General features: G+C 37.5%; 20 protein-coding genes. 9 read left to right on the top strand and 11 right to left on the bottom strand.

The genetic code is table 11. The features are described 5' to 3' along the window. Positions 1–1,839 carry an AAA family ATPase gene (locus tag AAZR93_RS01630; protein ID WP_294107484.1) on the bottom strand — a complete coding sequence of 613 codons (1,839 nt, stop codon included), beginning with the start codon at positions 1,837–1,839 and terminating at the stop codon, positions 1–3. 278 nt (positions 1,840–2,117) lie between these two features. Between AAZR93_RS01630 and AAZR93_RS01625 the strand changes: the two genes are divergently transcribed. Next, positions 2,118–2,987 (top strand): fructosamine kinase family protein, encoded by an 870-nt coding sequence (locus AAZR93_RS01625; RefSeq protein ID WP_434718795.1) that lies wholly within the window; start codon positions 2,118–2,120, stop codon positions 2,985–2,987. A 96-nt stretch (positions 2,988–3,083) separates the two neighbouring features. Here the strand turns inward: AAZR93_RS01625 and AAZR93_RS01620 are convergent, their stop codons facing one another. Further along, positions 3,084–3,623, bottom strand: a complete 540-nt coding sequence (locus AAZR93_RS01620; protein WP_294107490.1) for a YniB family protein — start codon at positions 3,621–3,623, stop codon at positions 3,084–3,086. 335 nt (positions 3,624–3,958) lie between these two features. Here AAZR93_RS01620 and hxpB point away from each other — a divergent pair, with 335 nt between their 5' ends. The 3 genes from hxpB (at position 3,959) to AAZR93_RS01605 (ending at position 6,965) form a co-directional block, all read left to right on the top strand. Next, on the top strand, positions 3,959–4,624 hold the full coding sequence (gene hxpB / locus AAZR93_RS01615) for a hexitol phosphatase HxpB (RefSeq protein WP_294107491.1): 666 nt from the start codon (positions 3,959–3,961) through the stop codon (positions 4,622–4,624). A gap of 193 nt (positions 4,625–4,817) precedes the next feature. Then, on the top strand, positions 4,818–5,393 hold the full coding sequence (locus tag AAZR93_RS01610; protein ID WP_434718794.1) for a metal-dependent hydrolase: 576 nt from the start codon (positions 4,818–4,820) through the stop codon (positions 5,391–5,393). 180 nt (positions 5,394–5,573) lie between these two features. After that, positions 5,574–6,965 carry an L-cystine transporter gene (locus AAZR93_RS01605; protein ID WP_294107495.1) on the top strand — a complete coding sequence of 464 codons (1,392 nt, stop codon included), beginning with the start codon at positions 5,574–5,576 and terminating at the stop codon, positions 6,963–6,965. 232 nt (positions 6,966–7,197) lie between these two features. Here the strand turns inward: AAZR93_RS01605 and AAZR93_RS01600 are convergent, their stop codons facing one another. Then, positions 7,198–8,169 carry a fimbrial protein gene (locus AAZR93_RS01600; RefSeq protein WP_434718793.1) on the bottom strand — a complete coding sequence of 324 codons (972 nt, stop codon included), beginning with the start codon at positions 8,167–8,169 and terminating at the stop codon, positions 7,198–7,200. Between the two features lie 516 nt (positions 8,170–8,685). Then, entirely contained in the window at positions 8,686–9,231 is a 546-nt protein-coding gene (locus AAZR93_RS01595; protein ID WP_336430826.1) for an NADPH-dependent FMN reductase, read from the bottom strand. 563 nt (positions 9,232–9,794) lie between these two features. Between AAZR93_RS01595 and AAZR93_RS01590 the strand changes: the two genes are divergently transcribed. Then, a complete protein-coding gene (locus AAZR93_RS01590; protein ID WP_294107500.1) occupies positions 9,795–10,181 on the top strand; it encodes a YkgJ family cysteine cluster protein in 387 nt (128 codons plus the stop codon). 68 nt (positions 10,182–10,249) lie between these two features. Here the strand turns inward: AAZR93_RS01590 and AAZR93_RS01585 are convergent, their stop codons facing one another. Next, a complete protein-coding gene (locus tag AAZR93_RS01585; RefSeq protein ID WP_434718792.1) occupies positions 10,250–11,254 on the bottom strand; it encodes a luciferase-like monooxygenase in 1,005 nt (334 codons plus the stop codon). Between the two features lie 276 nt (positions 11,255–11,530). On the opposite strand from AAZR93_RS01585, the gene AAZR93_RS01580 reads away from it, so the two are divergent. Beyond that, a complete protein-coding gene (locus tag AAZR93_RS01580) occupies positions 11,531–11,839 on the top strand; it encodes a hypothetical protein (RefSeq protein WP_434718791.1) in 309 nt (102 codons plus the stop codon). A 435-nt stretch (positions 11,840–12,274) separates the two neighbouring features. Continuing rightward, positions 12,275–12,463, top strand: a complete 189-nt coding sequence (locus AAZR93_RS01575; RefSeq protein WP_294107504.1) for a YegP family protein — start codon at positions 12,275–12,277, stop codon at positions 12,461–12,463. 93 nt (positions 12,464–12,556) lie between these two features. Here AAZR93_RS01575 and AAZR93_RS01570 read toward each other — a convergent pair whose 3' ends face one another. Together AAZR93_RS01570 and AAZR93_RS01565 are read right to left on the bottom strand one after the other, a co-directional pair. Then, positions 12,557–12,877 carry an AzlD domain-containing protein gene (locus tag AAZR93_RS01570; RefSeq protein WP_434718790.1) on the bottom strand — a complete coding sequence of 107 codons (321 nt, stop codon included), beginning with the start codon at positions 12,875–12,877 and terminating at the stop codon, positions 12,557–12,559. A gap of 2 nt (positions 12,878–12,879) precedes the next feature. Then, a complete protein-coding gene (locus AAZR93_RS01565; RefSeq protein ID WP_294107506.1) occupies positions 12,880–13,536 on the bottom strand; it encodes an AzlC family ABC transporter permease in 657 nt (218 codons plus the stop codon). Between the two features lie 80 nt (positions 13,537–13,616). On the opposite strand from AAZR93_RS01565, the gene AAZR93_RS01560 reads away from it, so the two are divergent. Beyond that, positions 13,617–14,177 (top strand): helix-turn-helix domain-containing protein, encoded by a 561-nt coding sequence (locus tag AAZR93_RS01560; protein WP_294107508.1) that lies wholly within the window; start codon positions 13,617–13,619, stop codon positions 14,175–14,177. An 85-nt stretch (positions 14,178–14,262) separates the two neighbouring features. Next, on the top strand, positions 14,263–14,439 hold the full coding sequence (locus AAZR93_RS01555) for a DUF2526 family protein (protein ID WP_434718789.1): 177 nt from the start codon (positions 14,263–14,265) through the stop codon (positions 14,437–14,439). 125 nt (positions 14,440–14,564) lie between these two features. Here the strand turns inward: AAZR93_RS01555 and AAZR93_RS01550 are convergent, their stop codons facing one another. From AAZR93_RS01550 to AAZR93_RS01535, 4 genes are all read right to left on the bottom strand, one after another. Continuing rightward, a complete protein-coding gene (locus AAZR93_RS01550; protein ID WP_294107511.1) occupies positions 14,565–15,749 on the bottom strand; it encodes a M20 family metallopeptidase in 1,185 nt (394 codons plus the stop codon). A gap of 95 nt (positions 15,750–15,844) precedes the next feature. Further along, the gene (locus tag AAZR93_RS01545; RefSeq protein WP_434718788.1) at positions 15,845–17,080 is read right to left on the bottom strand and encodes a Zn-dependent hydrolase; all 1,236 of its coding nucleotides are present in this window, start codon (positions 17,078–17,080) and stop codon (positions 15,845–15,847) included. Between the two features lie 5 nt (positions 17,081–17,085). Next, on the bottom strand, positions 17,086–18,309 hold the full coding sequence (locus AAZR93_RS01540) for a hypothetical protein (RefSeq protein WP_294107515.1): 1,224 nt from the start codon (positions 18,307–18,309) through the stop codon (positions 17,086–17,088). Positions 18,310–18,948: 639 nt separating this feature from the next. After that, positions 18,949–20,241 (bottom strand): MFS transporter, encoded by a 1,293-nt coding sequence (locus AAZR93_RS01535; RefSeq protein ID WP_434718787.1) that lies wholly within the window; start codon positions 20,239–20,241, stop codon positions 18,949–18,951. Between the last annotated feature and the right edge of the window lie 96 nt (positions 20,242–20,337).

Below are 20,337 nucleotides of genomic sequence, written 5' to 3'. Positions count from 1 at the left end.
TTAATTCACCACAGGAGATAACGAAATTTGAGTAGTTCCGCCAAGAACAATATCAGTGATTTGATAAGCAGTACCGACTTGTAAATCGTTATCAAAAATTGCACGGGACAATGGATTAATTAAATGAGTTTCGAGTTGGTTGCGAATACCGCGCCCACCATTGGACAGGTCAGTTAAACAGCAGTTATTGAGTATTTGCTTAGCGTTATTTGATATCGATATAACCAATCCTTGCTTCTCTATACCTAAAAGAATACTACTCACCATTTGCTCGAAAATTTGTTCAGCAACATCAGGACGAATAAAATCAAAAACAATAATATTCTCACCAATACGATTAAGTAATTCAGGGCGATTCAACACTAATTTAAAATGACGTTCTATCTCGCTTTTAACATTTCGAGTCACGGTTTCAAAAGGTTCATGAGGCTGTACGTTGGCAACTCGTTCCCCATTACTATCAAGTCGATAGATACCTAAATTTGAAGTAAAAATAATTAAAGATTCAGAGAAATAAACACGGTCGCCTCGTCCCGATGTTAAAACACCATCGTCAATAATTTGAAGAAACTTATCCATTAAATGAGGATGTGCTTTTTCAATTTCATCAAATAGAACAACACTAAATGGCTTTTCTCGAATTGCATTAGTCAATTCACCGCCAGAATCATAGCCAACATAACCTGGAGGAGCACCAATTAGCCGTTGGTCAGCATGTTCGGCACTGAATTCAGACATATCGAAGCGGATATACGCATTTTCATCACCAAAAAGTAATTGCGTAACCGTTTTTGCGAGCTCTGTTTTACCAACCCCTGTAGGTCCTGCTAAAAATACCACGCCTCGGGGACGCCCGCCTTTATTGCTTCCCACGCCAGTCATTGCGCGTTTAATAATATCTAATAAATGGGTGACCGCATGTTGCTGGCCTTTAACTCGACGTTGAATAACGTCTGGCGCATGATGGATTTTTTGTTTATCAATTTTCTTCCAAGGGTCTTCGGTGATCCCGACTTTATAACGACGGACGGCATCACCGATTCGAATAACATCTACGTTTTCAATTCGTGCCAATTGGATAATTGCTGTTAAATCAAGTAATAACAATCCTTCTGTCTCATCGATAAAGTCATTTAAAAGACTTTCTTTTTCTGGCTCGCTGATTTGAGTAAAACCAGATAATGATCCTAACAATGTAGGCGCAAGTATACGCCGTATTTGACTATCCGGTTTTGCTACTGGAATTGCACGGATGCGTGGGTTATTCACCAAAAACCAATCAGGTAAATCCGTTTCTTTTTCAACAATCCAAAATAATGAATTATAAAACGGTAAGTTATTCTCTCCAGCAGGACGAGCTTTCACTTGGTGTGAAGCCACTAATGCGCGCGTAAACAAGCCGTGTTCTGCTGGTGTTAAGTTATCTCGATGAGAAATTAAACATGAGGCAAAATCAATACAAAGTGCAATAGGTTGCTCTTTATAGTTTACAAATTTATCTAATATGTGATTGAGCATATCAATGCCACCTGCCGCTTTATCATCTGTGGTATTAAGGCCCAGATTTTGCATCAGCAAAGCGCCCTCTTGCGCATTATGCGCTAGGTTTGGTACCCATTGAAAACCCAACAATGGCGTATAGGTAATGATATGCGTATAACCAATTTCAAATAAGCTATTAAATAGCGATTGATTAAACGGTAAAGGCGTCACAATATTTGGTGCTATTTCACTGGCTTGTAAATCTCGAACATTACCAAATAAAACAAACTGGCTTTTCAATGGAATAAATCGAATTAAATCTCTTAACCAGCGTGGTTTTTCAAAATCAGCGCCCATATCATCCCTTATCTCAATCTTGATTTTGTTTGTCAGTTTACCTTAGATTGTGAATCAAAAGCTCGCTGATATTGTTTTGTATCCAGATTATCTGAACATTCTCAATTTAGATAAATTGTGATGTACTTCATTTACTGTGTCTTAGATTTATATAAAGACAAAATATCCTGCCAGTTATTTCGTGATAGGCTCTTCTTTTTATACAATTATCACTATTAATTCCTAAACTGTCGCTATAGTATTGTATTAATGAAGACCAAAGCAAAGCGAGGTGGATCATGTGGCAAGCAATGTGTCGTTTATTAAGTGAACACTTAGGTGAAGCGGAGCTGCGTAATAAAGTCATGCTATCAGGGGGTGACATTCACCATACATTACGCATTGACTACGGTGAACACACCGTATTCATTAAGCAAAATCGACGCGAGTTTTTGCCGCTGTTTAAACAAGAGGCTGAACAGTTAGAAATATTAGCAAAAAGCCAGACCGTCACTATCCCTAAAGTGTATGGTGTTGGTAACAATAAACATCATAGCTTCCTCCTTCTTGAATATTTCCCATTAAAACCCTTTGACGCCACAAACGCTTGGCACTTTGGTCAACAACTTGCTCGCTTGCATCAATGGGAAGAACAACCGAGTTATGGTTTTGATTTTGACACTATGCTAAGTACCATCACCCAACCAAATGGCTGGGAAAAACGATGGAATTCATTTTTTGCAGAAAAACGCATTGGATTACAATTACAGCTTGCCTCTGAAAAAGGGATGGTATTTGGTGATATTCAATTGATTGTTGATATTGTTAAAAACCGTCTTTCGGGACATCAACCTCAGCCGTCTTTATTACATGGCGATTTATGGCCAGCTAATTGCGCAGTAACAAATCATATTGACGGTGTTCTCTATGATCCTGCCTGTTATTGGGGAGACAGAGAATGTGATATTGCTATGTTGCCTTTATATCATGAGCTACCAATTCAAATTATTGATGGCTATCAAAGCGTATGGCCGCTACCTAATGGTTTTTTGGAACGACAACCGATTTATCAACTTTATTATTTACTCAATCAAGCCAATATTTTTGGTAATGAACAAAGTTACCTGCAAGCAAGAGCGATCATCGATAAATTGATTGAAACACAATAAAATACTGCGCTAGCGTAATGCCGAATCACTTAACTTTTTAAGTGATTCGGATAACTTATTAGACTCAATAACTATAATTTCTACGGTTAATAGAACCTACCAATTTAAAAAATTCAACATAAAGAAAATACCAATTCCTAGCACAACTGGCCAAAAATATAAAATAAAGAATTGTGTAAAAATAGTGTGTCGAGGGATAGTCACTTTAGCTTCTAATTCTTCTTTTGAAATCTCTATACCTTTGGCTTTTTCCAAAATTACGTGATCTTCAAGACTTTCACGAATAAACTTAATTTGTCTGTACATCCGCAATCCTGAAGCACTTAAAGCAAGCCCAACAAATATAAAAACAAAAATTACCGTAAAACTAATATTGTTAGCAGATAAACCATCTGCGGCATGAGGTATTGGTGAGTTATTCCAAAAAATATTAAGGAATGCGGTACTTTGACGAGTCATTTCGGCCATCAATTTTATAAAATCATTCGCGACCGCATTAATCCCTTCACCTTCTAATCCTTTTATCGCTGCTAGTTTAATTAAAGAAGCTAACGTAGAAACTAACGCCACAAGAAATACAACCCACCCCAAAATACGTTTACCAATAGCGATATAACTAGCATTGCGGAAATTCATTGCAACTATTCCTTAACAATATTTATTTTTGTCACCCAATTTTCCTATTAATAATAGCTGAAATTGCCCATCCTCTACAAATTTCCATTTAGAAATGATAGTTTTGTTATCACTTTCAGATTATTCAAGTGCCCTATGCACTAATGGGTTCAATATTAGCGCTAGCTGTATATGTCTAATCGGGTGCTGACTTGCTACAATGCATCACTCAAAGTAGGCGCTAACACTTTCAAGTTGCCAATCACAATGAGAACACTGTCTATTGTGATGTTTTATTTAGATTCAATCACTTGAAATCTGGCAAGAATACACTCATACATGAATGGAGTTTTGACATGTACCATAAATTACCTATCCAATCCGTTATTTTTGATATGGATGGCTTGCTAATAGACTCAGAGCCTTTTTGGGCACAAGCAGAACATGAGGTTTTCTCACAGTTGGGGCTTGATCTTTCTATCGCTGATTCACTTCCAGACACACTTGGATTACGTATTGATCACGTTGTTGAACTTTGGTATCAAGCTTCACCTTGGCAAGGTTGTAGCCAAGAAGAAGCGAAACAACGAATTATTGACCGCGTTATTGGTCTAGTTGAAGAAACTCGTCCTGTTCTTCCTGGTGTCGAACATGCAATGGAATTATGTCGCTCTTTAGATTTAAAAATTGCCCTAGCCTCTGCCTCGCCGATGTATATGTTAGAAAGAGTTCTAGAGCTGCTTAATATTCGCCATTATTTTTCAGCGGTAGTTTCTGCGGCTGATTTACCCATGAGTAAACCGCATCCTGAAGTTTATCTTAAAGCAGCGGCACAACTGTCGACAAAACCAATCCATTGCGTCTCTTTAGAAGATTCATTCAACGGTATGATAGCGGCAAAAGCGGCAAGAATGCGCTCTATTGTGATACCGGATCGTCAACATTTCAACGATCCTCGTTTCGGATTAGCTGATGTGAAACTGGCATCACTCAATGACTTAACTGCTGAATATTTACGCTAATCATTGCCTCATAAATTAATAAGTGCGCTCCCCTATCCACTTTCGATAGGGGAATTTGCATCAGAGAATAAAATTCTTTTGTTATCTGCTAATAAATAAGAGTTTTTTTAACTTACTCCCTCTATCATATTCTTTTTAAACGTTTTATACTGCCATTTAACTGTATAGATAAACAGATGGTATTTTATCCACCATGACTGCTGAAGGGCATCTGCTTTTTTCCGTCGCCTCGTTAATAATGGCTCATAAATTACAATTAACGCCTGAGCTTGCTCAAGGTGATTGGCTGCACATGATCCCAGGAACGTTATTAGGTGCATTACTGCCCGATATTGACCACCCTTCATCTATCCCTGGGCGTCTGTTACGTATAGTCTCCCTTCCGATATCAAAACTCTGTGGCCATCGTGGCTTTACTCATAGCTTAATAGCATGGCTTATATTAATGATTTCCTGCTATCAATGGTTACCTGTTGATTGGGGTATTCCCAGTGATTTAATTCAAGCTTTTTTATTAGGTTATCTGAGTCATCTTGTCGCCGATATGCTCACTCCATCAGGGGTTCCTCTTCTATGGCCTTTACCTCAACGTTTTTGCCTACCATTATTACGCAGTAAAAATAGCAAACGAGGTGAGCGTTTTATTTCTGTGTTTTTGACTGTTTGTGCATGTTTGTTACCGGCAGGCTACCAGTTGGATTTTTACTTTCAAATTGAGAGCGCAATAAAATATATTCATAATCAAATGGATATACACTTGTCTACATAAACGCCGCTTTTGTAATATACTGTAAGCATGAATAAAACTATCTTATTACTTTTCATTATAAGAAATGTGTTTTATCACCTGATAACATATAACCAATTGTTAGAAGAAATATAATCCTTATAACCATGAAGGATTAAATAACAAGCAACGTAATTTAAAATCAGCGATTTGGAGTCCGGAATGAATATTCCTCTAATTATAAATTTACTCGTTTTTGTGGCATTACTAATACTGCTAGCAAAACTTGGTTCAAAAGGCTGGAGCCTGTCTAAAAAAGTATTGGTTGGTCTCGTTTTCGGTGTTGCTTATGGTGTCGTACTACATTTAGTGTACGGCAGCGGCCACCAAACAGTAAAAGACTCCATTCTTTGGTTCAATATCGTAGGTAATGGTTACGTTCAACTATTACAAATGGTCATTATGCCATTAGTTTTTGCCTCTATTTTGAGTGCGGTAGCAAGGCTACATAAGGCCTCATCACTAGGTAAAATTAGCTTTCTAACAATCGGCACGTTGTTATTCACTACGGCAATCGCTGCATTGGTTGGTATATTAATTGCCAATATGTTTGGGCTGACAGCTGAAGGCTTAGTTCAAGGCCAATCAGAAACAGCACGTCTAAGTGCTATCCAAACTAACTATATTGGTAAGGTTTCAGATTTAACGGTTCCACAACTGATTTTATCATTTATCCCTAAAAACCCGTTTGCTGATTTAACTGGCGCAAGTCCAACTTCTATCATCAGTGTTGTTATCTTTGCTGCATTCCTCGGTGTAGCTGCACTGCAACTATTTAAAGATGATAAAGAACGCGGTGAGAAAGCATTAGCGGCTATTGATGTGCTACAAGCGTGGGCAATGAAATTAGTGCGTTTAGTTATGCGTTTAACCCCTTATGGTGTTATGGCGTTAATGATAAAAGTCGTTGCGAGCTCTAATCTTGCAGACATCATTAACCTAGGGACATTCGTCATTGCATCTTATGTCGCTATTGCCATTATGTTTGTTATTCACGGCATATTAGTCGCGTCAACAGGTTTGAACCCTATTACCTTTTTCAAAAAAGCAGGGCCTGTACTAACTTTCGCATTTACTAGTCGTTCAAGTGCCGCAAGTATCCCGCTAAATATCGAGACACAAACACGTCGTTTTGGTATTCCTGAGTCGATTGCGAGCTTCTCTGCCTCTTTTGGTGCAACTATTGGTCAAAATGGTTGTGCGGGTATCTACCCTGCAATGCTTGCAGTTATGGTTGCACCGACAATGGGAATCAATCCATTTGACCCTCTGTGGATAGCAACGTTAGTGGGTCTGGTGACTATCAGCTCAGCAGGTGTCGCAGGTGTGGGTGGTGGTGCAACATTTGCAGCGCTAATCGTGCTACCTGCAATGGGACTGCCCGTCACACTTGTTGCTCTATTGATTTCCGTTGAGCCACTGATCGATATGGGCCGTACAGCACTTAACGTCAGTGGTTCTATGACAGCAGGTACTGTAACAAGCCAATTAATGGGCGAAACTGATAAATCAGTTTTCAATCAAGAAAATGATACTGAATTAAAACATGTTTAATTATTAGTTCAGCTAATAGACCTGCCTTCTTAGGCAGGTTTTTTTTGCTTTAAATTATTGATTCTTAGTGACTATATACAAAAAAGGCCACACAATGCGCAGCCTTTGATTAAATTGATACAAGTAAAGCTTAAAAATGAAACTAAAGCTTATTTAAAATACCTCACATATACTTTTGATTATTTTATCATCTTTCTATTTTCATCAACAATATTTGAAAACTATGTTTCTATTACCTATATGAGAATAAAACATTGACTGTATTACTAAAGGGGCCTTGTTTAATCGTTGAATTATTTTCTTTAGATAATTCCGCTGAATAAAGGTAATTACCCGGTTTTTGCTGAGAAATAACACCTTTATAATATTCTTGATCAAAGCGAATTTCTTGCCCTAAACTTCTGTCTGTAATCGCCATCTGTAAGCCATTATCAAAAACTAAATATTTATTATTGACTACGCCTTTATTACTTTGAAATTTAACACTAACTTCCAGTGCGGCTTCACATGTTGAAACAGGCGTTAATGTTAAATTAAAATTTTCTTTTACTGTTTTATTATTTTCAAATTGGTCTGTCGTCAGCTCTTTAAAATCGACCACCTCATCACTCATCGTAACAATAGGTGTCGGGCAATAGTTAACTAATGTTCCTACCAGACGGATAGTGTAATTATCACCAATACGATTTCCCACACCATCTGTGTGATAACCGAGAGTAAAATTACCTGTATCAAATGATTTTAATGGTCCCGCTCCGCGCTTTATAGTAAACGTATGCCACAAAGCTATTGAATAATTACCTGTATTCCAATACCCAACCATTAATCTAGGTGTATTCGATGCTGTAATTTCTACTTCATTAGTGCTATAAGCTGATTGATAAACTCTAACGCCACTAGAGAGAAGATAAGCTTTAGTTGATGCGGGCGTTTGATTGTAAAACCAGATAGTTCTATCCGCTTGAGATCCTGAAAAATTACAATTCCATGATATAGCTGAAAAACCACTACCTAATGTTGTTCCAGCAGGGATATTTCCTGGTATTGTATTCATATCAATAGATAGTAATGGCAAAGGGAACCACGCTCCTAGAGGAGTACATGTAACACCGGCATAAGAAAGCGCACTGAAAGTCAGTAATAACGAACTAAACACCCCTTTCTTAACTCTATTTTTTATTGTTTTGTTCATAAGGGATTTCATTTAAGTGTTCCTTAGCAGTTTTTATATATCTCACTGATATTTAGTAGGTTTGCATACTTTTTATCATTGCCATGTTAATGCAAATGCTAAATTTCACCTTGAACACATTTGCAATAATTTATTCTTAGCAAAATTGCATTCATGCTTTAGTAAACTTATAGTCACCAGTCGCTCTTCCATACTATTTTAGCTGTTTTAAATAAACATGCGTTGTTGGCTACGAAGAATACTACTCAGGTGGTGAGTAAATTGATATTCATAAGTTATTAATTTCGTCTATAGTGTGTAACTAAATATATTAACTGTATCAATACATATATCGTCTATATTTTCTATTAACGTTTCTTTAACTGGTCTAAATACTAACTCTGTTAATATTTGCATTATCAATTCCTCAGAAAACAGAAAATCCCGCGTTAAGCGAGGTTTCAATCTATAAATTATGTGGTAACCCATTAATTATTATCTAAATTTTTAATTAGTAATTTTGATAATGCAACGTTTTGACTTTTATTCTCAATAAGAATGAATATCATGCATCTGATTCATTGCCATTATAAGATTGTCTTCATAATGATAAAGGGATTCAGGGTAGTTAGTGACATCTTCAGACTGAGAAAATTTAATTTCTGAGAGTTTTATTTCTAAATTCGTATCAGTCACATTCATGTGAATTCCTTCCAGAACTTGCTGTAATTGATGTGCAGCTTTACCCCCTCCTCTATTTGCGTAGCTGACCATCATCGCCGGTTTTTTATTCCATTCTTTATACAAATGATCTATAGCATTTTTCAATGCCGCTGGGTAACCCCAATTATACTGTGGAAAAACGAATATATAGGCATCTGCTTCTTGAATTTTTTTGCTCCACGCAATTGTATGCTTATGCATATAAATACCTTCAGCAGGCAATCCAGGTTCATCATCCATTGGTAAATACCAATCTTTTAAATCAATAATTTCTGTAGAGTATTTTTGGCTTACCACATCTTTAACCCAGCATGCTATTTGTGGCCCAATACGCCCCTGACGAACACTACCAATTAAAATCTGAATATGCATACTTCAACACCCATAATTTTTAGAAATTTCATATCGTCAATAGAGATTTCCAGTAGAAAATAAGAACAGAGGCCAGCAACTGAATGAAAGCCCCCTGCATATAGTACAACGTCAAATGTCAGTCTTGTTTCTCTGTCATATAAATCTATGTTAAATGAAGCTTTAAAGTTTTGGTTGATTATTATGCATAACTACACATGCAATAAAGATCATTATCAAAAAAATTGTATCGATATCAAGGTATAAATACTCAAAAACTACTGGATCACAGTTCACAACAATTGACAGATAATTATGACGATGACCATAGAAAAGAATGGCAAATTGATGTAATTTTAATAGTCTACTTTCTGTACTATTTTGAGGGTGAATTTCGCTAAGGTTTTGGGTAACTTTTTTAGCTTCAAAGATAAATAAGCATATAGGATTATTTTTTACTTAAAAAGTAATACTGCATAACTCAGCAATAAAATACAATAGACTAGCCATCAACACTAAACAATTTAATTGCAGTTAATATTAATATTTCTAATGATTTTATAAATATGGACTCCTGTAATTATATGACCAATATTCATATACTAGAAACTAATTCCTCAAATAACCCTTGTATTAGCTGCGGTGCTTGTTGCGCCTATTTTCGTGTTTCCTTTTATTGGGCTGAAGCGCAAATAGGTGGCGGCACTGTACCACAACATCTAACAGAGCAAATCACACCATTTATGAGTTGTATGCAAGGAACTAATCAAAAACAAAATACACGCTGTACTGCGCTTAAAGGGAATATTGGGGAAAATGTTTCTTGTGCAATATATCACCAAAGACCAACGCCTTGTCATGAATTTGAGCAATCTTGGCTTAATGGGATACATAATGAAGCTTGCGATAAAGCTCGCGCGGCTTATGGATTAGCACCACTCGAGCCAAATCGACCGCAAATTGCTTGTTAATCGTCAATGACCCAGAGCGTTTCTGGGTTATCTTCCAAGCTAACTCAATTAGTATTGCAATCAACTCATCATGAGATTTCATTCATCACTTGCATTGCCAATTCAAATGAATATAACCGTGCTTGATGATCAAATATTTGTCCATTAACCATAATTTCATCAGCTTGCGTTTGACGTAATATCGATTCAAATCCATGATGAATTTTAGCTTTATCGCCGACCAAAGACATAGCGAGTGCCTGCTGAACCCCAAATTGTTCTGCTGGAGACCAAATAGTTTCCATATTTTCGACTGGCGGTGGGAGTTGAGAAGTTTGTCCACGACGCAACATAACAAAAGCTTGTTGCATAGACGTAAATAGAAACTCTGCATCACGATTGCTATCTGCGGCAATAATATTAATGCATACCATTGCATAAGGCTTAGCTAGCCTATCTGAAGGTTTAAAGTTAGCACGATATAATTCCAACGCTTGTAATAACAAATCGGGGGCAAAATGTGATGCAAAAGCAAAAGGTAATCCCATTTCAGCCGCAAGCCTTGCACTATATAAACTGGAACCTAATAACCATACGGGTACCTTTTCACCAAATCCAGGAACTGGACGCACGGCAGGATCAGGATCGGTCGCATCAAACCAATTCACTATTTGAGCAACATCTTGGGGAAAGTTATCGATATCATTATTCATATGGCGACGCAATGCTTGCATCGTTTGCTGATTACTGCCCGGAGCACGCCCTATTCCAAGGTCAATACGTTCAGGATACAGTGTATTTAATGTACCAAATTGCTCAGCAATGACCAAAGGTGAATGATTTGGTAGCATAATGCCACCAGAACCTAAACGAAGTGTGCTTGTATTCGCCGCAAGGTAACCAATCAAAACGGACGTAGCCGCACTCGCAATTCCCGTCATATTATGATGTTCTGCTAACCAATAACGATAATAGCCTTGCTTTTGTGCCATTTTCGCTAAATCTAGAGAATGAGAAAATGCCTCTTTTGCAGTCGAACCTTGAGTAATCGGCGCTAAATCGAGTAAGGAAAGTGGAATTTTTTTATCTGACATGACAACTCACTTAGTTAGTTTTTTATTAACTCTATAGCCATCCTAGACGATAACCTCCCTGTTCACCAGCTATTGGAATGTGCTCAGCACAACTGGACTAAAACTTAATATTTTGACTTTTAATCGGTACAGAAATAGCGAATAAATAGCAATATGAGCCAAACATGAATAAAAAGTGCAGTAATTATGAAGCTTCAGTCAACAGAGGTAAAAGCGATTGCGAGAAGAAATGAATTCATCGAGTATCTAGTTATCGAAAACATAGAGGGATAGATGATGAAAAAAATTAATTCAGGTTTACTTGCTTTAGTCTTAATGTCAGTAGGGTTTGTAGCAGTCGCTAACAGTGCGAATAATAACCATACTCCGCGCCAACATATGGGAAATCACCATAACATGGTGTATAGCGTAACTGAACAAACAACTACACCTAATGAAACAATAAAAAAAATAGCCAATAATGTGCCAAAAATTGAAGATGGTAAACGCTATATCGTTAAGGTTGCAGTAATTGAAGTTCCTGAAAATTCGAATAAATATACGATGCCTGCACCACTGCCAGTGAACAAACCCGTAACACAATAATCTGATTGTATTGGTGAACAAATGGTTGAATATAATTTAAGTGTTCGGTAATACCTTTCACAACGATATGTATAACCGCATAGTATCTATTGCCAATAAAATATATGTTAATCAGATAATAAAAATTTTATATATATCCTACGATTGCCTCTGTTTACAGAGGCTTTTTTTTGTACTTAATCCTAATTACTTTTTAAGCACTGGTAAAAATACATTATTACGACTAATCTTTAAATCGAAGTAACTAAAGATAATTTGTTGTAAACGTAATTTCCATTAATAGTATCTATAAAAGTTATTGATAATATTCCATTTTCTCATATAACTTGAATTACCTTATATATTGAATACCTTATACAAACTGAAGTTTTTATATAGATTAAATTTCCAACCTCAATCAACCTTAATATAGTTAAAATTATTTTGGAGCTAACCATGGGTTATTTTGAACTAAAAAAATCGACCAAAGATGTGGCTCAGCCTTATTACTTTGTTTTAAAAGCTGCAAATCATGAAATCATTGCGACAAGTGAAATGTATGCATCAAAACAATCAGCACTAAAAGGCATAGCCTCTGTCCAGAAAAATGGTTCCACCGAAACAATAAATGATTTAACTGCTTAAATGTCTGTTCCCTACCGATAAGGTAGGGACAGCTTTGACAATATCTATTTTAAAACCAAATGGTTATGATTACGCTATATCTCGATGTTACTACTAAAGAATCCAACGTAGCAACGCGGTTACCGCCGCCGCAGATAACACAATCAAAATAAATGGTTTTTTAAACCACGTTAAAATACCAGCCACCAAAACACCAACGACTTTAGGTAAATCAGACAGGTGACTTCCATCAAAGATTGTTGAAGTCACTGCAACAGAGAATAAGATCACAATCGCCGCCGCTGAAAATAGAGCCTGACTGTTGTCGGATAAAACTATTTTATCTTTTAGAATAGCGCCAGATGCGCGCATCAAATACGTACCAATAGCCAATATTAAAATACCCGCTAAAATAAGCCATGGATTATCCATCATAATTATTTCCTTATATAAATAACTAGGCTCAATAACGCGAGCAAAACGGGTATTCCCGCCGGTAATACTGGAGTTACAGCAACAGCAATCACAGCCCCAATAATTGCAGTGATCCTCAAACGTTTATCTTTTAGCGCCGGTAATGATAATGCTAAAATGATCGCGGGAAACATTGCATCCATTCCCAACACATGAGTATCATTAATGAAGCTACCCAGCGCCTCACCAATCAAAACACCTGCAGGCCAACAAATTAAGATCCCTATCCCACATAACCAAAATGCAGCACGTTTTTCTGTTTTATTTTCTTGTGCTAAACCAAATACGACACTTTCATCATTCATAATATGATATCCCAGTAGTGCTTTTGGCCCCTTTCCTGCCAGTTCGCTGACAGCAAAGCTAAATGGAATATGTCGCGAGTTTACTAATAGCCCCGCTAATGCCGCCGAAATAGGGCTTCCTCCCGTAAAAATAACACCAATAAATAAAAATTCTGATGCCCCAGCTAAAACTAAAATAGACAGAGTCAGGGGCACCCATAAATCAAATCCTTGCGAATGAGCCAGTGCCCCATACGAAATTCCAACAATAAGGTCTGCAATACACACCAGTGTAATATTTTTCACTGTGTTATTATTAAGTGTAGAAGTTAGCATAATTCAACCGTTCGATATATAATACGTTCGTTCATTATGTCGATGATTATCGCTAAGTCAATCAAAATAGGATATTAAAATTGAGCTTACTTTCGCCCCCTATCGAACTGATATCAAAAGCACTCGCCCGTGAGAGATTAAAAAGCGGGTTATCTTTATCTGAATTATCTCGTCAGGCAGGGATCGCTAAATCGACTTTATCCCAATTAGAATCAGGCCAAGGTAATCCCAGTATTGAGACGTTATGGGCACTTTGTATTGCTTTAGATATTCCATTTGCTCGTCTCATTGAAGATAAACGAGAAACAGTAACGGTGATCCGTCATGGTGATGGTGTCCAAATCAGTGCTGAACATGCTAATTATTTAGTTTTTTTACTTTCGTCGGCACCCTCTGATTCACGACGTGATATTTATACCGTGGTTGCTCAACCAGGTCGTGACCGCATTTCAGAACCCCATATGCACGGTGTGAGTGAACATATTATTTTGATGTCAGGTAGAGCCTTAGTCGGCCCGCTTGATAACCCAACAGAGTTACACCCCGGCGATTATATTCATTATCCTGGAGATGAACCTCATATTATGCGGGCACTTGAACCTGATACGATGGCTGTAATGGTTATCGATAAACAAAATTAGCACTTAATTAGATATAATTATCGATAATGCATTTAATATTTTCATATCTTATAATTTGACCTTTAAATTTACAGGACGATGCGCAATGACACATTACGAAGAAATAGTTAAAAAAGTTGATTTAAAATTAGACGAAAATATTGTTCATAACATGAATGAATTGCTCACACAGTTATCTCATGATGCGGGATTAACAGACGAACAGAGGTTTGAGCAGCAGCAACGTTTAAGAGACGCCATTTTTGTTCATCATAACCAATAAAGATTATTAGGGTTTCCACCCTAATAATCCATTAGCATCGTTTAAACAAAAAGCGCTGGCAATAGGGTTAACGCTAATCCTGGTATAGGTAATAATATCAATCCGAAAGCCATAATAGAGATCATTTAAAAGTTCTCTTGCTGTAAATATGACCAGGCGTACTGTGCATAAAGCTCTGCACCTGTTGCCATCGCGTCTTCATCAACATTAAAACAACCATGATGATGCGCCCATTGGGTATCTTTTTCTGCATTACCTGAACCTAATAAAGCAAAACAGCCCGGTATATTTTCGATATAGAAACTAAAATCTTCACCGCCCGGTGTCGGTTTTTCAAACATTAACGTTTCTTCGCCGAAAGCCTGTTTAATCACAGATTGTGCTAGCAGTGCACTACGTTCTTCGTTGATAACTGGTAATGTTCCATAAATGTAATCTACTTCTGCCGTTGCGCCATACATTGCAGCTGTATGCTCTGCATAACGACGAATAGCCGCTTCAATGCGGGTACGAGTTTCTAGATCAAAACAGCGAACAGTCCCGTCTAACACCGCATTTTCTGCAATAACATTAAAGCGGGTACCCACCTCCATTTTTCCGATGGTGACAACCGCAGAATCAAGTGAGGAAGTTTCACGGGAAACTATCGCTTGTAAGTTCATCACAAAGGAAGAGGCAACAATAGCTGCATCAACGGTAGCTTCAGGCATCGAACCATGTCCACCGCGACCTTTAAATTTTACAATAAGTAAATCCGCAGAAGCAAAAGTTCCGCCTACATTACAAGAAACCTTGCCTGACGCCGTAGTAGACCAAATATGCATACCAAATACGTTATCCACGTTTTCAATTGCACCTTGTTTGATCATTGCGCTTGCGCCTTTCGCGGTTTCTTCAGCCGGTTGAAAAATCAACCTAATATTGCCTTTTAGCTGGTCACGCACTTCATAAAGTGCTTTTGCGGCAGTCAGTAGCATTGAAGTATGCGCATCATGTCCACAAGCATGCATTTTACCTTTGATTGTCGATTTATACTCTAATGAATCATTCAACTCTAAAACAGGTAATGCATCGATATCCGCTCGCAATGCAACGGTTTTGCCTGGTTTACCGCCTTTGATTTCAGCAATAATTCCCGTTGGCTCGGTAAGTCGATATTCAATGCCAATTTTTGCCAGCTCTTGGGCGATGCGCTGGGTCGTTCGTACCTCTTCCCACGATAACTCAGGGTTTGCATGGAGCTCACGACGAAATGCAATCATATCTTGTGTATGTTTTTTGATTGCAGCTGCAATTGTTGTATTGACCATTTTTTACCTTTTGCCTTTTTTGCAAACACTTTAATTGAAATTTACTTTTTACAATTTAGTTATATGCAATTTATTGTTCTAATAATTTATAATGATTAACATTCAGTCAGCGATTTTACTGTAGCAAACATCAGATCCACACCGCGTGCGATTTGTGCATAATCAGTCCATTCATCAGGGTGATGACTTAAACCGTTACGGCTAGGAACAAAAATGAGTCCTGTCTGAGTAATGCCTGCAAAAATCATCGTGTCATGACCTGCACCGCTCACCATGGTACGAAAACGTAAATTTTGTGCACTGGCGTGCTGTTTCATTAATTCACAAATATCACTATTCAATACTGTCGGCTTCACATACAAAGGCTGAGCAATAGCGCTAGTAATATTGAATTTTTCACTTTCTTGCTCTGTTAATTCAATAACTTGCTCAATGACCTTTCGTAACGCAACATCATTTTTTGAACGAATATCGACACTAAAAATAACTTCACTTGGAATAACATTTGCACCATTAGGCATCACATTTAAGCGCCCCACCGTCGCTACCGTATTATCGCCCGCAGCTTTAGCAAGCACGGGTATATGACTAATAATATGGCTAGCACAAACTAATGCATCAGCACGCATATTCATTGGCGTAGTACCTGCATGGCCTGCTTTGCCCTGAAGTTTTATTTCTAATTGACTAATACCAACAATGGTATCGACAATTCCAACATCTTCATTGGCTTGCTCTAATACAGGACCTTGCTCAATATGTAATTCTAGAAATGCTTTCACCGACTCTGGTTTCAGCACCGCTTCATGGGCTTTATCTGCATTGAAGCCTACTGTCGCCATACGCTGCGCGGCACTAACACCTTGTCTATCTTTTAACTGATGAAGTTCTTTACTACCAATCAGTCCGGTTATCACACTAGATGCCATCAAACCACGACCAAAGCTCGTTCCTTCCTCTTCAACCAGTGCGATCACCTCAAGTGGATAACGTGGCTGGAGGTTTTGCTCACGCAGACGCGCGACCACATCCAATCCAGTGATAATACCTGCAGGGCCATCAAAAGCCCCACCATTAGGCACCGAATCAAAGTGAGAACCAATAATCACCGCCGGAAGCTCAGGCTGTTGTCCTTCTAATCGACCATAAATATTACCAATCGCATCTTCACGGACAAGCAAACCTAATGCAGTCATTTCCTGTTTTAAGTAAGCACGAGCTTGACTATCTTGCTCGCTATAGCTCATGCGCGTAGTACCTTGCCCAGGTGTTAATGTATATTCCGCCAATTGCTCTAAATGACGTTGTATTCTAGAAATACTTGTTTCCATAATAATTACCCTGCAACCGGAACAATGTAAGCAACCATAATTCCAGCTAAGACCACTGAAACCATCGTAACTGAAATGAAGCCACCGACTAACATAGGCCCTAACATGTGACTTGTAAGTATTTGACGCTCTTTCTCATCTTTGGTTAAGGCATTAATCGCTTCATTAGTGATAATATAATCTGCTGGAAAGCCATACAACGCTGTTAATGAAACCGCAAAAGCCATCTCTTTGGAAACACCTAAAATTCGACCTACTATCCATGAAGCAATATACATACCGATAACAGCGGCGACAATTAACACGACCATCGGATAAACAAGGCGTAATAGCATATCGGGAGTTGCATGATTTAATGTATCAAAAATAAATAACATTAATCCCATGATGGCAAAACCAAAGCCATTGGCTTTTTGCAATGGTTGTCTTTCTAAAAATCCAGCCGACGATGCAATAACACCAAATAATAAACATAATACAAATGGGCTAATGCTAACGTATGGCGCGGCCCATGAAGAAACAATGTAAGCGATATACCCCACAGCCGCTAATCGTAAAAATTTAAAGTAGCTAGTATTATAATGAGAAGGTATTTTTTTAAACATACGCGGCATTTCATCTTCTGAAACCAACGTTTTAACTTCAACATCATTAGCCCCTTCCGCAGCTAATGATTCATGCCATTTCCCACTACGATACTGCTCTAAAACACGACGCCCTTCTCTTTTTAACATAACTGCTGTTAGTGGATATCCCGCAAAGCCTTGCATTACATAAATTAAGATGGCAAAAACAGAAAGATCAACAAGACCCGCTTCCGCCGCACCCTTTGACATAATTAATGAAGAGACAATGCCGCCCACCAGCGGTGGTATTGCAACCAATACGGTATTTAAATCAAACAGTGCCATCCCGATGATATAAATAAAGACGATGATGCCTAAAATACCGGATAAGGAAATTAAAATTGTTTTCCATTGTCGCAGTAATTCCTTAAGCGATAATAAGGTTCCCATATTGGTTATCAATAAATACATCAGTGATACAGCAACAACTTGTGGAATACCGGCAATGCTGACAATATCTTTTGGAAATATAGTCCAATAGCCAACCAAAAATAAAACAGCACAAACGAAAACCGACGGGATCCATGCTTTGGTCCTCACCGCTATCGCATCGCCGATATACAATATCCCCACTATAAGAAACAGCGCTAACATCTGTGACATGACTTTTTCCCCGAATGTATCTTTTTTTAATTGTTTATTTTTAGTTTTACAAACTTTTTATCTTACATTGAGACAGATTAAAATTTTGCTTATGAATGTTATACAACCAATATTAAGAGTAATTATCTGTACTTATACAAAAACGCAACAAATTTCATAATATCATTGAAAATCCAGATGTATAGGTCACAAAACCAGGATGACAGAGATAGGAATAATCAGAGATAATAAATCTTATAGTCAGATATAATAAAGCTTAGCTATATACTTCCCACATCCTCTAATAATCCAATAGAGAATTAGTGTTAAATTCTTATTTATATATTTTTTTTAACGATATAATCTTCAGGTTAATTTTTAAACCATGAAATTATATTCTATTACCTAGGCTTATATTTTTAATTACACATGACAACAATCTAAAAAAGACACAACAATAACAATGAATTTTTTCTTTGAACCATATATTCTACTTTTTTATATTTTTGAGTTATTTCCCTTTCAACATAAACATAAAAGGCGTAAATATCTTTAAATGTAATAAATAAAAAAACCTCACAAATATATTAAATATCGATGAGGTTGTTTGAATTCGCAAAATCAGGTTTACGGCATTATTTGAGTTTAATCCCTAATACATTACTGATTTGCAGCTGACTGCTCTGATGAAACAATCACATTTTTAATTTTACGGTTATTTTCAAATCCAGGTTGTGGCACTTTAATAAAGAAAGTTAAAACGCCCGCAAATATATACAAACCAGTGTAAGCCCAAACAACACCGACAATATCAAAAAAAGGAAGAAATAAACTCGCAATAGCCGGCGCAGCAAAATTACTAAGACCAGCAGATAAGTTGTAAATAGATACCGCAGCACCTTTATGATGAGGCTCTATACTTGGGAATACTGCCGTCATAGGGACAAATGCGGCAACAAATATTCCTAACATAATGGCTGGAATTAATGCAATCGCGAAATTATGACCAAAATATACGGGTAGGTAATAAAACATTAAACTCGATACTGCCATACCTAAACAACCAAACCATCTTACTTGACGGATCCAGCCGATATGTTCTCCAACAATACCCCAAAAAATATTGGTGAAAATAGTCACAAAAAAGAACACTGCCCAAATTTGTAGCCACTCAGAAATAGTAAACCCTAATCTATCAACAAATAATAATGGCATAATAATCGCAAATCCAAATAGCGAAATTGTATTAATTATACGAATGATACTTGCCATAAGGATATTTTTATTGGTAAATAAAATTGTCGCAGCACGTGACAGCTCGGACATTTTATCTTTCATCGGTAAATTTACTTTCGAGCGATCAACAGGCACATTACGGAGACTAAAATAAGCAATTGCCCCCCCAATGGCAACCCAACCTATCGCCATCCAAAGTGTTCCCGTCTCCCCCATATATGGGATGGAAAAACTCGGTAAATAGCTACCAATAACACCGATACCCACTGAATACATCGCCCAAAACCACCCTGTCGCTGCTGCTAAATGCGCGCGAGGAATAACTTGAACCAACATCATCATAAATGAATAGATAAATAGTGGATAAGCCAAACCACGGATACCATAAAATAACAGCATCATTGAATAGCTTTTCATTCCGAGTCCAAATGCCATGAATAAAACATGCATTACGATCCACAACACGAAACCTATCATCATGGCTTTCAATGGAGTGATAATTTCAGCAACAACGCCCGACGCCCAAGCCGCTACCGCAGCCATTAATCCATATACAGTGAAAACCATCGCAGATTGTGTCGGTGTAAAGCCAAGATCAGTAATATGTTTAGATAGAAAGGCCATTTCAAAACCATCACCGCTCATAAAAATAGCGATAGCGATGAAACCCCAGAACAAATGCTTAGGTAATCCAAGCCAATACTGCTTTTGCTCCATTGCAGTTTCCTCTTTTTTAAATTGTAGTTTTATTAATTAAATGTTTTTTAAATCGAAAACACATAAAGTAACGACGGCTTGTAGGGTAAATAACCG

Source organism: Providencia sp. Je.9.19, from assembly GCF_051129765.1.
In the GTDB taxonomy this organism is placed as follows: Bacteria; Pseudomonadota; Gammaproteobacteria; order Enterobacterales; family Enterobacteriaceae; genus Providencia.
Note: the sequence above shows the minus strand (reverse complement) of the source record. Positions and strands in the feature narration are given on the sequence as shown.

Bases quoted from the DNA above. Each gene is read 5' to 3' on its own strand.
- AAZR93_RS01540 (WP_294107515.1), bottom strand. From the start codon at position 18,309: ATGTCACAGATGTTAGCGCTGTTTCTTATAGTGGGGATATTGTATATC.
- AAZR93_RS01595 (WP_336430826.1), bottom strand. From the start codon at position 9,231: ATGCATATTCAGATTTTAATTGGTAGTGTTCGTCAGGGGCGTATTGGG.
- AAZR93_RS01590 (WP_294107500.1), top strand. From the start codon at position 9,795: ATGACCAATATTCATATACTAGAAACTAATTCCTCAAATAACCCTTGT.
- AAZR93_RS01625 (WP_434718795.1), top strand. From the start codon at position 2,118: ATGTGGCAAGCAATGTGTCGTTTATTAAGTGAACACTTAGGTGAAGCG.
- AAZR93_RS01575 (WP_294107504.1), top strand. From the start codon at position 12,275: ATGGGTTATTTTGAACTAAAAAAATCGACCAAAGATGTGGCTCAGCCT.
- AAZR93_RS01550 (WP_294107511.1), bottom strand. From the start codon at position 15,749: ATGGTCAATACAACAATTGCAGCTGCAATCAAAAAACATACACAAGAT.
- AAZR93_RS01565 (WP_294107506.1), bottom strand. From the start codon at position 13,536: ATGCTAACTTCTACACTTAATAATAACACAGTGAAAAATATTACACTG.
- AAZR93_RS01570 (WP_434718790.1), bottom strand. From the start codon at position 12,877: ATGATGGATAATCCATGGCTTATTTTAGCGGGTATTTTAATATTGGCT.
- AAZR93_RS01610 (WP_434718794.1), top strand. From the start codon at position 4,818: ATGACTGCTGAAGGGCATCTGCTTTTTTCCGTCGCCTCGTTAATAATG.
- AAZR93_RS01620 (WP_294107490.1), bottom strand. From the start codon at position 3,623: ATGAATTTCCGCAATGCTAGTTATATCGCTATTGGTAAACGTATTTTG.
- AAZR93_RS01545 (WP_434718788.1), bottom strand. From the start codon at position 17,080: ATGGAAACAAGTATTTCTAGAATACAACGTCATTTAGAGCAATTGGCG.
- hxpB (WP_294107491.1), top strand. From the start codon at position 3,959: ATGTACCATAAATTACCTATCCAATCCGTTATTTTTGATATGGATGGC.
- AAZR93_RS01535 (WP_434718787.1), bottom strand. From the start codon at position 20,241: ATGGAGCAAAAGCAGTATTGGCTTGGATTACCTAAGCATTTGTTCTGG.
- AAZR93_RS01580 (WP_434718791.1), top strand. From the start codon at position 11,531: ATGAAAAAAATTAATTCAGGTTTACTTGCTTTAGTCTTAATGTCAGTA.
- AAZR93_RS01630 (WP_294107484.1), bottom strand. From the start codon at position 1,839: ATGGGCGCTGATTTTGAAAAACCACGCTGGTTAAGAGATTTAATTCGA.
- AAZR93_RS01585 (WP_434718792.1), bottom strand. From the start codon at position 11,254: ATGTCAGATAAAAAAATTCCACTTTCCTTACTCGATTTAGCGCCGATT.
- AAZR93_RS01555 (WP_434718789.1), top strand. From the start codon at position 14,263: ATGACACATTACGAAGAAATAGTTAAAAAAGTTGATTTAAAATTAGAC.
- AAZR93_RS01600 (WP_434718793.1), bottom strand. From the start codon at position 8,169: ATGAAATCCCTTATGAACAAAACAATAAAAAATAGAGTTAAGAAAGGG.
- AAZR93_RS01605 (WP_294107495.1), top strand. From the start codon at position 5,574: ATGAATATTCCTCTAATTATAAATTTACTCGTTTTTGTGGCATTACTA.